The 13,012-nt window shown below is 65.8% G+C and carries 12 protein-coding genes; 9 read left to right on the forward strand and 3 right to left on the reverse strand.

Translation table 11 applies throughout. The features are described from left to right. The first annotated feature begins 36 nt into the window (after positions 1–36). Genes WEB06_16915 through WEB06_16925 form a run of 3 tightly spaced genes read left to right on the forward strand, consistent with a single transcriptional unit; the run spans position 37 to position 4,108 of the window. Complete coding sequence (locus WEB06_16915; protein MEX2557298.1) at positions 37–2,160, forward strand: PBP1A family penicillin-binding protein; 2,124 nt, start codon at positions 37–39, stop codon at positions 2,158–2,160. Beyond that, positions 2,157–3,410, forward strand: a complete 1,254-nt coding sequence (locus WEB06_16920) for a glycosyltransferase 87 family protein (GenBank protein ID MEX2557299.1) — start codon at positions 2,157–2,159, stop codon at positions 3,408–3,410. Before WEB06_16915 ends, WEB06_16920 begins: the two co-directional genes overlap by 4 nt. Continuing rightward, positions 3,407–4,108 (forward strand): chlorite dismutase family protein, encoded by a 702-nt coding sequence (locus tag WEB06_16925; protein ID MEX2557300.1) that lies wholly within the window; start codon positions 3,407–3,409, stop codon positions 4,106–4,108. Before WEB06_16920 ends, WEB06_16925 begins: the two co-directional genes overlap by 4 nt. Here WEB06_16925 and WEB06_16930 read toward each other — a convergent pair. Beyond that, positions 4,105–4,440 carry a DUF779 domain-containing protein gene (locus tag WEB06_16930; GenBank protein MEX2557301.1) on the reverse strand — a complete coding sequence of 112 codons (336 nt, stop codon included), beginning with the start codon at positions 4,438–4,440 and terminating at the stop codon, positions 4,105–4,107. The two genes, WEB06_16925 and WEB06_16930, sit on opposite strands and share 4 nt — an antisense overlap. A gap of 38 nt (positions 4,441–4,478) precedes the next feature. On the opposite strand from WEB06_16930, the gene WEB06_16935 reads away from it, so the two are divergent. The 4 genes from WEB06_16935 to WEB06_16950 all read left to right on the forward strand — a co-directional run bounded on the left by WEB06_16935 (position 4,479) and on the right by WEB06_16950 (position 9,901). Then, positions 4,479–5,063: a hypothetical protein gene (locus WEB06_16935; GenBank protein ID MEX2557302.1), complete on the forward strand. Its 585-nt coding sequence runs from the start codon at positions 4,479–4,481 to the stop codon at positions 5,061–5,063. A 189-nt stretch (positions 5,064–5,252) separates the two neighbouring features. Next, positions 5,253–6,683 (forward strand): NAD(P)/FAD-dependent oxidoreductase, encoded by a 1,431-nt coding sequence (locus WEB06_16940; protein MEX2557303.1) that lies wholly within the window; start codon positions 5,253–5,255, stop codon positions 6,681–6,683. A 119-nt stretch (positions 6,684–6,802) separates the two neighbouring features. Then, positions 6,803–8,317 (forward strand): Calx-beta domain-containing protein, encoded by a 1,515-nt coding sequence (locus WEB06_16945; GenBank protein MEX2557304.1) that lies wholly within the window; start codon positions 6,803–6,805, stop codon positions 8,315–8,317. A gap of 48 nt (positions 8,318–8,365) precedes the next feature. Next, the gene (locus WEB06_16950) at positions 8,366–9,901 is read left to right on the forward strand and encodes a sulfatase (protein MEX2557305.1); all 1,536 of its coding nucleotides are present in this window, start codon (positions 8,366–8,368) and stop codon (positions 9,899–9,901) included. A gap of 10 nt (positions 9,902–9,911) precedes the next feature. Here WEB06_16950 and WEB06_16955 read toward each other — a convergent pair whose 3' ends face one another. Both WEB06_16955 and WEB06_16960 read right to left on the reverse strand, forming a co-directional pair. Next, positions 9,912–11,426: an aldehyde dehydrogenase family protein gene (locus WEB06_16955; protein ID MEX2557306.1), complete on the reverse strand. Its 1,515-nt coding sequence runs from the start codon at positions 11,424–11,426 to the stop codon at positions 9,912–9,914. Between the two features lie 58 nt (positions 11,427–11,484). Then, the gene (locus WEB06_16960) at positions 11,485–11,646 is read right to left on the reverse strand and encodes a hypothetical protein (GenBank protein MEX2557307.1); all 162 of its coding nucleotides are present in this window, start codon (positions 11,644–11,646) and stop codon (positions 11,485–11,487) included. A gap of 207 nt (positions 11,647–11,853) precedes the next feature. Here WEB06_16960 and WEB06_16965 point away from each other — a divergent pair, with 207 nt between their 5' ends. Then, positions 11,854–12,489, forward strand: coding sequence for a plastocyanin/azurin family copper-binding protein (locus tag WEB06_16965; GenBank protein ID MEX2557308.1), 636 nt, complete (start codon positions 11,854–11,856; stop codon positions 12,487–12,489). Positions 12,490–12,542: 53 nt separating this feature from the next. After that, complete coding sequence (locus WEB06_16970; GenBank protein MEX2557309.1) at positions 12,543–12,953, forward strand: plastocyanin/azurin family copper-binding protein; 411 nt, start codon at positions 12,543–12,545, stop codon at positions 12,951–12,953. Positions 12,954–13,012: the final 59 nt, after the last annotated feature.

The following is a 13,012-nucleotide window of genomic DNA, read 5'->3' on the forward strand; positions in this document are numbered from 1 at the left end:
ACGCCACGCTCACTCTGGGTAGAAAGTAATCCTGCGATGCCCCGATCGACGTCGAAACGACCGCCCACCCCGCGAGGCAAGCCACCCGCCTCGCGCGTCCGGCGTTTCCGCGACTGGCTGCAAGGCAGAACGCCGGCCGCCCGCCGCTGGCATCAGCGCCTCAAGCGGTACGTCATCGTGGCAGTCCCGGGTGGGCTCCTCTTCGGCATGCTGCTCTTCGGCATGGCCTATGCCCTCGTCGACGTCCCCGTTCCGACCGACATCTCTACTGCCCGATCGACGATCGTGCTCGATCGAGACAACAAGTTGATCGCGCGTCTCCACGCCGAAGCCGATCGCGTCGACATCCCGTTCAAGGACATGCCGGAGCATCTGCGTCGGGCGGTGATCGCCGCCGAAGACCGCGATTTCTATCAACACGGCGGCGTATCGATCCCGTCGATCGCCCGTGCTGCGTTCGCGAACCTCATCGGAGGCGGCGTCCAGCAGGGGGGAAGCACGATCACACAGCAGTTCGTGAAGAACGCCTACGTCGGCAGCGAGCGCACCATGTGGCGCAAGGTGAAGGAAGCGATCGTGTCGATGAAGATAGAACGCCAACAGTCGAAGGACGAGATCCTCGAGGACTACCTCAACACGATCTATTTGGGCCGCGGCGCGTACGGGGTGGAGGCCGCCGCTCAGACCTATTTCCGGAAGCGAGCTTCGAAGCTGGAGCTGCACGAGTCGGCGTTGCTCGCGGCGATCATCAAGGCACCCGAGACCTACGACCCCGTCCGCAAGCCGGAGACCGCGAAGCAGCGGCGAGATCTCGTCTTGGACGCGATGGCGAGCCTGCGCTTCATCAGCGCCGCCGACGCGACGGCCGCGGCGGCGAAACCGGTCAAGGTTCGCGACCGCGTCACCACCACGGTGCCCGCGGTCGGTGCGCACTTCGTCGAGGACGTGCGTCGGATCTTGGTCGGACAATACGGGGCCGGCACGGTGTACCGCGGGGGTTTGACCGTGCGGACGACGATGGACATCGATCACCAGTACCTCGCGGAGAAAGCCGTCGCGTCGGTCCTCGACCGGAAGGACGACCCTCAGGCGGCGCTCGTCGCCGTCGATACCGCGACCGGTGAGGTCGTCGCGATGGTCGGCGGGCGCACGTTCGAGGAGAACCAGTTCAACCTCGCCAGCCAAGGTCGAAGGCAGGCGGGTAGCGCGTTCAAACCGTTCGTGCTCGCGACCGCGGTGGACGCCGAGTACTCCGTGAAGTCCACGTTCAAAGCTCCGGCGAAGATCAAGCTCGAGACGGGCTTCGAACCGTGGGAGGTCGCGAACTACGACAACAAGAACTACGGACAGATCGATCTGATCACGGCCACGGAATTCAGCGTGAACACCGTCTACGCACAACTCATCCTCAAGGTCGGCCCAAAGTCAGCGGCCGATATGGCCGCGCGATTAGGGATCACGTCGAAGTTGCAGGCGGTTCCCTCGCTGACGCTTGGGACGTCAGACGTGTCGCCTTTGGAGATGGCCGGCGCGTACGCCTCGTTTGCGAACAGCGGCAAGCATGCGCAGCCCCATCTGATCCGTTCCATCCAGGATGCCGACAAGAGGACGATCTTCGAGACCGATATCAAGCCGGCGCAGGTCGTCGAGCCGAAGGTAGCCGACACCGTCGCCCACGCTTTGGTCCAGGTCGTCGAGAGCGGTACCGGTGGTCGAGCCGACCTTGGATCGCGGCCGGTCGGCGGCAAGACGGGGACGACCGAGGATCACGTCGACGCGTGGTTCGCCGGATTCACCCGTCAGATCGCGACGACGGTATGGATGGGATTTCCGGACGGCAAACGTAAGATGCAGAACGTGCGCGGCATCGCGGTCACGGGGGGATCGTTCCCGGCCCAGATCTGGCGGGAGTTCATGGAGCCCGTTATGGAGACCATGCCCGTCGAAGGCTTCGGAAAGCCGACCTTCGAGGGCGAGATCCTCAATGAGTCGCCGACGCCTTCTCCGTCGCCGAGCAGCACGAAGACGCCGACACCTGTGGCGACCCTGCCGCCGGTTCAGACCGAAACCCCGAAGCCCAAGGAGACCAAAACTCCCGGACCCCCGAGTCCGTCGCCGACGTCGTCGCCGTCGGCGGCACCGTCGGGAGGCGGGGGGTGAGCTGGGCGGCGGACCGCCGCCGCAGGATCACCCTTTTCCTTCTCGGTTCCGCCGTCGTCGGATTGGCGGCCGGTTACGCACTGAAGGCCCCGTGCATCTCCGGGGACTGGAACGACGGGAAGCAGTACCGTCGCCTCTGCTACTCGGACATCGTCCCGCTGTACGGCGCGCGCGGGCTCGCCGAGGGACGATTCCCCTACCTCGACTCGACCACCGAGACCCGCGCCGCACACCAAGACGTGGAGTATCCCGCCGGAACCGGCCTCTACTTCGGCGTCGTGGCCAAGACGACGACCACGCTGGACTCGTTCTTCAACGCGAACACGGTCGGGCTCGCGCTCATGGGCATCGCCGCCGCGTGGGCGTTGACTTCGATGGCGCGCGACCCGAGACGCGTGCTGCTGTACGCGCTCGGCCCTCCGCTGATCCTGTACGCGTTCCACAACTGGGATCTGCTGGCCGTCGGATTCGCGACCGTCGGCCTCTATGCGTTCTGGAGAGGAGCCGACGGTTGGGCAGGGTTGTCGCTCGGCCTCGGCGCAGCGACGAAGCTCTATCCCGCGTTCCTCCTGCCGGCGCTCGCGCTCGCGGCGTGGCGACGCCGCGAGAAGCCGCCCTGGCGGATGGCCGCCTTGTTCGTGCTCGGCGTGGCAGCGTTGAACGTCCCCCTGCTCATCGCGAACTTCGAAGGATGGAAGTACCCGTGGGACTTCCAGAGCAGCCGGGCGCCGAACTTCGAGACGGCCTGGTTCATGGTCTTCCGTCACATCCATCCCGACTACGCGGGGCTCGCGACCTGGTATCCGACCTTCGCGAACGTGGCGTCCGGGGTGCTCTTCCTGATCGGCGCGGGTGTGCTCATCGTCCTCGAGTCCTTGCGTGAGCGCCCCCGGCCGTTCGCGCTCGGCTTCGGGATCCTTGTCGTGTTCCTGCTCACCGCGAAAGTGTTCTCCCCCCAGTACGCGCTCTGGCTGCTGCCGTTCTTCGTGTTGCTCAGGCTCCCCCTATGGTCGTACGTCGCATTCGTCGTTGCCGACGCGGCGGTGTGGATCTCGATCAGCGCCTACTTCACCGCCGTGCAGTTCGCGTCCGGCGATCCGGCATTCCGGTTGAACGTGACCGAGGTGACCGTCTGGCTCCGATACGGCGTGCTCCTGATCCTCCTGGTTTTGAGTCGCCGGGCCGACGATTTGGTCGACGCGCCGCCCGGACGGGCGCCCCGAGGCGCTCCGGTACCATTGACGGCGTGAGCGAGACCCAGAAACCGCATCCCCGCCAGATGGTGAAGTACGCCTTCTACAAGGCCGACCCCGCGTGGCTGGGCTTGCCCGACGAGGAGCGCGCCGCCGCGCGCAAGGAGTTGGCCGGGCTGCTCGACGAGTGGCGCGAACGGTTCCCGATGCTCCGCACGTACTCGACGGTCGGGATGCGCGGCGATGCCGACATGCTTATCTGGTCGGCCGCTAAGACGCTCGAGGAGATCCGCGACCTGGAGACCGCGATCCGCTCTACCGGGCTCGGACGCTGGCTCCACGCGTCGCACTCGTTCCTTGCGATGACGAAGCGCTCGCAGTACGAGGACCGGCTCGACCCATCCACCCGCGAGAAGCTCAAGGTGAAGCCGGGCCGTGCCAAGTATCTGTTCATCTATCCGTTCGTGAAGACGCGCGCGTGGTACCTGCTTCCGTTCGATGAGCGGCAGAAGATGATGGATGCGCACATCGAGATCGGGCACCGCTACCCGACGGTGAAGTTGAACACGACGTACTCTTTCGGCCTGGACGATCAGGAGTTCGTGGTCGCGTTCGAAACAGACTCTCCGGAGGACTTCCTCGACCTAGTGATGGCGCTGCGCGAGACGCGCTCGTCGGAGTTCACCTTGCGGGACACCCCTATCTTCTCGTGCATCGCCGGCGAGCCCCTCGCCGTGCTCGAAGCGCTCGGCTAACGCCGCTCGGGGCGCTCCGGCAGACGCAGCGTGAAGCGGCAGTCGTATTCGCTCTCGAGCGAGAACGAGTCGTTCACCACGTTCGGATCGACGTCGACGATGAGCCCTTCCTCGCCGGGGTACAGGTTGGCGAGCCAGGCGGGGGCGACGATCGGAACGCCGTCGATCTCGCCGACCGGACGCGCGTCGGGCTCGGGTAGGTAGTTGTCGTAGAGGAACGGCGCGGTCGAGTCGCAACAACCTGTTCCGAGCACCATGATGAGGTTGGTGCGGCCGTCCTCCCGGACGCGTTGAACGATCTTCGAGGCGTCGGAGGTCACGGCGACGTTCATCGCTAAATCATCGTAGCATCCGCATCCGAGGACCCGATATGGCCGATCCGGACGTAACGAAAACCCGCCGGCGCAGCCCGCTCGTCTATACGATCGCGCTGGTGCTGGTGCTGGCCGCCGGTGCAACGGCCGTGTTCCTGATGGGCTCGTCGAACCGGAAGAACGACCGCGCCGCGCTCGTTTCCTACGAGGAGTCGTTGCTCCCGGCCGTCCGCGAAGCCGGCCGGATCGTCCAGCAGGAGATGAAGCCGTCGCTTCGGGAGATCGTCGAGGGGACCATCACGGGCGTGCAGCTCCTCGATCGGACGGGCGCCTGGCAGCGGGTGTTCCAGCGGGTCCGCGACGACCTGCTCGGCCTCGAACCGCCGGCCCTCCTCGGCGACATCGAAGCCGGCTGGGACGCGGCGATGGGCGCCTACCTCGTCACGGTCGACGCGTTCCAGACGGTGGGTCGCGCGGACCCCGGAACCCTCTCGGCCGCGGTCGACCAAGCGGTGACCATCGCCGAGAACGCCGACAAGCTGTTCGACCGCGTCGCCGGCGTGATTCAATTCCATCGCCGGCGGCTCGGGCTCGGGGCTTCGCCGAACCTTCCCGACCCCTCGCCGACGCCGGTCGGATGAGAAATGTCAGATAGCCCCGTTTCTGCTGGTCAGCGCAACCGCTGGTTCCTCGCTGATCGCGCTTGCATAGGGGGAATCCACCACTTTCGCGCTCCGTGGCCGGACGCTATCCTCAGCACGCAGACCTCTGTCGGCGTGCTATCTCGCGCCCGGCGTTGGGATCCGAACGATCTACCCAAGGAGTGAAGAATGGCCTCGAGCAACGAATACGACTACGACGTCATCGTGGTCGGGGGCGGCCCGGCCGGCTCCACCGCAGCCTCGCTGCTCTCCCGCGATGGGCACAAGGTTCTCCTGCTCGAACGCGAGAAGTTCCCACGTGATCACGTCGGCGAGTCGATGCTGCCGTTCTGCTACAAGCTTTTCGACGGGCTGGGCGTCCGCGAGGAGATGGAGCGCACGTTCGTCCGGAAGCCGGGCGTCCGCTTCATCGACCGCAATGACATCGCCTCGACCACCTGGTGCTTCGATGTCGTCATCGAGGACGAGACCTACCTCTCGTTCCAGGTCAACCGCGCACCCTTCGACAACATCCTGCTCAACAACTCGCGCCGCCTCGGCGCGGAGGTGCGGGAAGAGGTCAAGGTCACCGACGTCGACCTGAGCGATCCCAACAAGGTCATCATCGAGTCGGAGACCGTCGACGGCGTGCAAGAGGTCCACACGGCTCGCTTCCTCGTCGACGCGAGCGGTCGCGACGCGATCGTGGGCTCCAAGAACGGGTGGCGCAAGCCGCGCGAGGAGCTCGACCGTACGGCGCTCTGGTCCCACTGGGAGGGCGTCAAGATGGCGCACGGCCTCGAGGAGGGGCTGTCGCTCATCATCTACATCGGTGAGGAGAAGAAGGGTTGGATCTGGGTCTTCCCGCTCTCCGACAGCCGCATCACCGCCGGCGTGGTCTTCCAGAACTCCTACATCCGTAAGCGTCGCAAGGAGCTCCAGGCTGAGGGCATCACCGACTGGCAGGAGGCCATGTGCGAGGCCGAGCTTCGTGAATCGCCCGTCGTCGCGAGGCTTCTCGACACGCCGGGTGCACACCGCGTCATGCAGATCATGGTCAACGGCAACTACTCGTACGAGATCTCGAACCATTACGGCACGAACTACGCGATGATCGGCGACGCGCGCGGCTTCATCGACCCGATCTTCTCGTCGGGCGTGTTCCTGTCGATGAAGACGGCCCACCTCGTTTCGGCGGCGCTCCACAAGCAGCTGCTCGGCGAGCAGGAACCGATGGGACCGGAAATGGTCGAGGCGTACCGCAAGGTTTCGGGCGCATACAACTTCGTGCACCGGATGATCCGCCTCTTCTACAACCCGCACGCGATCACGTGGGCGGAGGTCGGCGTCGACCACCAGGTCCACAAGCGTCATGAGAGCGCGATGGCGGCCGGGCACTACATGCTCGCCGGCGACTTCTTCGAGAACCACGAGCGCTACAATAAGTTCTTCGACGCGCTCGAGGACCCCCGCGGCTTCGAGCACTACAAGAAGCTGATCCTCGACCGCGAGGACTACAACAAGGAAGCGCCGACCTGCTACACGCCGAAGGAGGTCGCCTTCCCGATGGTCGCCAACGGCGGGCAGAAGGCCGATTCGGGCGTCGAGGTCGCCGGCTGAGTGTGAACTTTGTCACGCATCGGGAGTCGACCCTTCCCGTCGTATGAGGGGTCGGGTAGCGTGACGTGAGAGGGGCGGGGTTCTGCCCTTCGCAGCCTGGGGGGATCGGAGGACGGGGGATGGGCACCGGGCGACTGCCGGTCATCGCGTTCTTGGCGGCCGCTCTGGTCATCGGGGCCGGCCTTCCCGTCGCGAGCGCAGATCCCGACCCGTGCCTCGGCATCGACGCCGACGGCGACGGCGTCGTCGATCAGCCGCCGGGCGAAGGGTGCCTCGTGGTCGCGATGGTTGTCGAGCCCGAGAAGAACAACACCGTCGACCTCGAGTTCCACACCGTCCACGCCGCGGTCCTCTGGACCCCGGCCCTCGATCCGGCGGTGATCGAGGACGTCCCGCTGTGCTTCGGCGACGCAAGCGATCCGAACAACCGCGCGTGTGAGCCGGTGACGCGGCGGGGGAAGTTCCGCGACGTCAACGGGGACGGCAAGAAGGACAAAATCTGGAAATGGTCGACGCCGCTGACCGGGATCCAGGGCTCGGATACCAGTGCCTGCATGTACGGGCAGACCACGACCGGCCTCAAGATCGAGGGTTGCGACTCGATGACGGTCATCAACGGCCCGGAGCCGTTGCTGTCCATCGACGACGTCTCGGTCGTGGAGGGCAGCTCGGGTACGACGGCCGCCACGTTCACCGTTTCCCTTTCGCCCTCGAGCGGCGGGACGGTCTCCGTCTCCTACGCGACCGCGGACGGAACCGCGACCGCGCCCGGCGACTACCAGACGACGTACGGTCAGGTCACGTTCGACCCGGGGCAGACGTCAAACCAGGTGACCGTGTTGGTGAACGGCGACACCACGCCGGAGCCGGACGAGACGTTCACCGTGCAACTGTCCGGCGCGTCGGGCGCCGCCATCGCGGACGGGTCCGGCGTCGGCGCGATCCTGACCGACGACGCCCCGCCCTCCGCCTCGATCGACGATGTCTCCGTGGTCGAGGGCAACAGCGGCTCGGTGATCGCCACGTTCACGGTTTCGATCTCACCGCCCGCCGGCGGGCCCGTCGAGGTGTCGTGGACGACGGCCGACGGGACCGCGGTCGCTCCCGGCGATTATCAGGCCGTCTCGGGCACGCTGAACTTCGCCGGGGGTGAGGGCTCGAAGACGATCGGCGTCACCGTCTTCGGCGACACCGACCCGGAGGTGTCCGAGGTCTTCTACGTGGACATCTCCTCGTCCGACGTGCTGGTCGCGGACGGACGCGGTGACGGGACGATCCTCAACGACGACTCCGTGCCTGCGATCACGATCTCCGATGTGTCGCTCCTGGAAGGCAACGGCGGTACGACGTCCATCGCGAGCCTGGTCGTGACCCTGTCGAACCCGAGCGGGGCGACGGTTATGGTCTCCTACGCGACCGCGGACGGAAGTGCCAAGGCGCCGAGCGACTATACGGCGACGAGCGGGATCTTGACGTTCGCTCCCGGCGAGGTGTCGAAGACCGTCGATGTGTCCATCTCCGGCGACATGCTCACGGAGCGGGACGAGTCCTTCTTCCTCAACCTGAGCAACGCTTCCGGCGCGTCGATCGCCGATGCGCAGGGCAAGTGCACGATCCTGAACGACGAAGGCTAGGCGCGTGCCCCGGGGTCGGCAGACGGGGCGGGGGAGGTAGCGAACAGGATGCGCCGTCGTGTGGCAGCGTTGTCCGTTCTCGGCTTGCTTGCGGGCGCCGTGATGTTCTTCGCGACGGGATCGCTATCCGGACCGGCGACCGCGACCCCGCCCACTGCGCCCAACATCGTGCTCATCCTCAGCGACGACCAGAGTCTCGACGCCCTGGCGGCGATGCCCTTCCTCACCAGCAAGCCCGGCGGGGGATGGATCGAGTTCACCAACGCCTTCCTGAACACGCCGCTGTGCTGCCCGACGCGGGCGACCCTGTTGTCCGGGCTGTATCCGCACCACCACGGCGTCACCCAGAACACCGGCGGGCCGTTCGATCACGACTCGACGCTGGCGACCTGGCTGCAGTCGGCCGGGTATCGCACCGGCTTGGCCGGCAAGTACCTCAACGACTACCCATTCGGTTCGTCGCCCTTCGTCCCGCCGGGCTGGTCGGACTGGTTCGCGAACGTCGGAACGAGCAAGTACTACAACTACGACATGTTCGACAACGGAACGACCGTCTCGTACGGCAGCGCTCCGGAGGACTACCACACCGATGTCATCGCCCGGCGAGCCGACGCGTTCATCCGATCCTCTGCGGGGGAGCCGTTCTTCCTGTACGCCTCTCCGATCGCCCCGCATTCGCCGACCACGCCGCCGGAGCGGTACGCGAAGACACCCTTCACCGTCACGCGTTCGCCCAACTTCAACGAGGCCGACGTCTCCGACAAGCCGGCCTGGATCCAGTCCCTGCCGTTGCTGAGCCCCAACCTCGAGAACGCGATGGACAAGAAGCGCGTGCAGCAGTACCGGGCGGTGCAAGCCGTCGACGACCTGATCCGCACCGTGTACGACGCCCTGGATGACACGAACACGTTGGACAACACCGTGATCGTGTTCATGACCGACAACGGCTATCTGTTCGGCGAGCATCGCGGCTCGGGCAAGAACTGTGTGTACGAGGAGTGCATCCGGACCCCCATGTACGTGCGGGTTCCTTGGATCGAAGAGCGGGTCGAACCCGGCCTCGTCTCGAGCGTCGATATCGCTCCCACGTTCGCCGACCTGGCCGGGATGGTCCCTCCGGACGCGATCGACGGTACGAGCTTTCTTCCCCTGATCGAGGATCCGGGCGCCGGCTGGAGATCGAGCCTCCTCCACCAGACGTCGGGGACGAACAATCAGCCCGGCTTCTGGGCGATCCGCACGCACGAATGGAAGTACGCCGAGCTCTCGACCGGGGAGCGCGAGCTCTACGATCTGATCAACGATCCCTACGAGCTCGAGAACCGGGCCGGCCAGGCGGAGCTCGCCGATCTTCAGGCGCAGCTCGCCGCCGAGCTCGAAGCGCTGCGGACCGCGCCGCCGTCCGGCGGGGATCCGTCGCCGTCGCCATCGCCGTCCTCGAGCGAGACGCCGAGTCCCTCCCCGAGCCCTTCGCCGACGGCGACCTGCAAACGGGTGTGCGAGCCTTCTCCGTCACCATCCCCGTCGCCGACCGAGTCTCCGTCCCCGAGCCCCTCCCCTACCGACTGCCGGCGCTTCTGCTGAGCCGTTCCGGCTACAACCCGGCGATCTGGTACCAGAACTTCTGATCCTTGCCCGGCGTCTGGTCGACGTGGATGTACTTCGTCTGCTGGTACTCGCGGAGGCCCCACTTGCCGGTCTCCCTTCCCACGCCCGACTGCTTGTAGCCGCCGAACGGCGCATAGGCCGAGAGCAGGTGGTAGTCGTTGATCCACACCGTTCCGGTGCGGATGCGCTTCGCCACGCTGAGGGCGCGCGGGATGTCGCGGGACCATACGCCGCCGCCGAGGCCGTAGATCGAATCGTTCGCCATCTGGATCGCATCCTCGACCGAGTCGTACTTGATGACCGACAACACCGGCCCGAAGATCTCCTCCTGCGCGATACGCATCGAGTTCGCAACGTCGGCGAAGACCGTCGGCTTGTAGTAGTAGCCGCCGTCGTGACCGGCGACGGAAACGCGCTCCCCGCCCGTGACGAGCTTCGCGCCTTCTTGCTGTCCGAGCTGGACGTAACGATCCACCGTCTCGAACTGTGATCGGTGCACGAGCGGCCCGATGTCGGTCTCGAAGTCGGTCGCCGGCCCGACCTTCAATCCCTCGGCCAGCTCGACCATCCGGGCGATCACCTCGTCGTAAAGCGACGCGGGAACGAAGCACCGGGTGCCCGAATGACAGATCTGGCCCGAATGCAGGAACGTCGCGAAGAGCGAGCCGGGTATCGCCGAGTCGAGGTCGGCGTCGTCGAGCAGGATGTTCGCCGACTTGCCGCCGAGCTCGAGCGTCACCTTCTTCACCGTCCCGGACGCGAGCTGCATGATGCGCCGCCCAACCTCCGTGGAGCCGGTGAACGCGACCTTGTCGACGAGCGAGTTCGATGCCATCTCCTCGCCGGCGGCGCCGCCCGCGCCCGGCACGACGTTGAAAACGCCCGGCGGGAACAGATCCGACTCCTGAACGATCTTGCCGAACTCGGTCGTGGACATCGGCGTGTAGGTCGCCGGCTTGACGATCATGGTGTTGCCGGTCGCCAGCGCCGGGCCGGCCTTCCACATCATGAGGATGAACGGGAAGTTCCACGGCGTGATCGCCGAGCACACCCCGTAGGGCTCGCGTCGCACGAGGCCCCACGACGGCGCGGGCATCTCCGAGAGTTCCACGGGCTCGTACTCGCCGATCTTGCTGGCGAGGTCGGCGGTCACTCGCCAGTGCTCTACCCCGAGCGCGATCGAGAACAGATTGGCCATGCGGATCGTGTGCCCGGCGTCGATGGCTTCGATCTGGCAGAGGTCCGTCAGTCGCTCCTGCAAGATCTCCCAGAGCTTCAGCATGCGCTGGGTGCGCTCGGCCTGGGGCATCTCCGACCACACGCCGGAGTCGAAGGCATTGCGGGCGGCCTCGATCGCCTTGCGAACGTCTTCCTTACCGCCTTTGGCGACCCGGCCGACCACCTCGCCGGTGGACGGATCGGTCGTTTCGAACGTCTCGCCCGATGCGGCGTCGAGGAACTCGCCGTTGATCAGGAGCTTGTACTCGCGGACGTCACTCATGATCGTGGCCCTCCTCCTGCTCCCCGGGGGCCCGACCGGGTCCCTGCTCGGAGCGCTTTCAACAGCCGGGTTCGTCGATGTTGCCGCAGCAATCCTTGAATCGGCGTAGCTTCCGCCATTCGTTCTTCGCGGTGAGCCCGAGTTTCTTGCGGAGCGAGCCCTTGTACGTACGCCAGTTGTAGAAGGCGTGACGGATGCTCGGCCGGTACTGGTCGCTCACGTAGGAATCGTAAACCCCGGCCTCTGAATGAGTAAACCGAGCGCGGGAAAAGGATGAGGCGCTCGCATCAAGTGCTTGGAGGCAGTGGCGAACTCCTCAAGCCGGCGAGCGCCTCACCCATGACCCTAGGACAGTGAAGAGGTCAGGTCAATACCTCCCGTTCGGACGGTGTCCTCGACGATTTCACGCCTATAGTTCGGGATCATGGTGAGGAAGCTCGCTATGTCCTCGATCGCCGCTGCGGTCTTCGTCGGAAGCCTTCTGCCCGCACGTGCCGCGACGAAGACGGTCGAGATCCCCGCCCGTCGATACGAACCCGAACGCGTAACGATCTTCGTCGGCGACACGGTCCGCTGGTTCAACCGGGACAACCAGCGTCACACGGTTACGGCCAACAGCTCGGCGGTTGCTCTGGGCGAATCCTTCGACTCGAGCCCGAACAATTGTCCGGGCAACGTGCTCTTCCGAGACTGTATCGACCCGGGTGAATCGTTCTCGCACACGTTCACGACCGCCGGGACCTTCACCTACCGTTGCAAGCTCCACGGCTCCGATACGTCGTTCGCGAACTGCGCGATGTGCGGCCAGGTCATCGTGAAAGCCAAGCCCAGCCCGCCGGCCTCTCAATCTCCCACGACGAAGCCACCCCCGGCTTCGGTGAGTCCGACGACGAGCGTTTCGCCCACCCTGACGACGAGCGTGAGTCCCAGCGGGGTCCTGACCTCGCCGGTACCCGGATCCGCCGAGGACCAGCCGTTCCCGACGATCGCCGTGGCCGGGCTCGCTCTCGCCTTGCTCGGCACGTCGGCCTTCTTCGTATGGCGGACCATGATCCGCCGCTGACACCACATCCCGGCTTCGCGACTCGGTCGCGCCACCCCTATCATTCCGGCGTCATGAAGAAACGTCGGTACGTGGTGGCCTCGGTGATCGCCGTTGCGGGCTTCTCGGCTCTCTTCGCGGTGATGCCTTCTCAGGGCGCCGGGGTCGAGGTTCGGATGCGGGGGAACCAGTACCGGCCGGCGACGATCCGGATCCCGGTGGGCGGCGCCATAACCTTCGAGAACGACGATGAGGTGACCCACACGGCGACCTGTCAAGGGCAGGGTTGCCCGAGGGATTCCGGAGACATCCAGCCCGGCACGTTCTCCACGCTCACCTTCGCGAGTGCCGGGACGGTGCACATGGTCTGCCGCTATCACGGCGAGCTCGGGATGGTCGCAACGGTGATCGTGGGCCGGGCCACACCGGCCGTCACGCCTGCCGCGACGCCGACGTCATCCCCCTCCCCCACGCCTGCCTCATAACTGTCACACCCTCCGGGTACGGTGGCCTCGATGGACCCAACCCTTGCGGTCGGAGGTGT

The sequence above is a fragment of the Actinomycetota bacterium genome, from assembly GCA_040905475.1.
In the GTDB taxonomy this organism is placed as follows: Bacteria; Actinomycetota; AC-67; order AC-67; family AC-67; genus DATFGK01.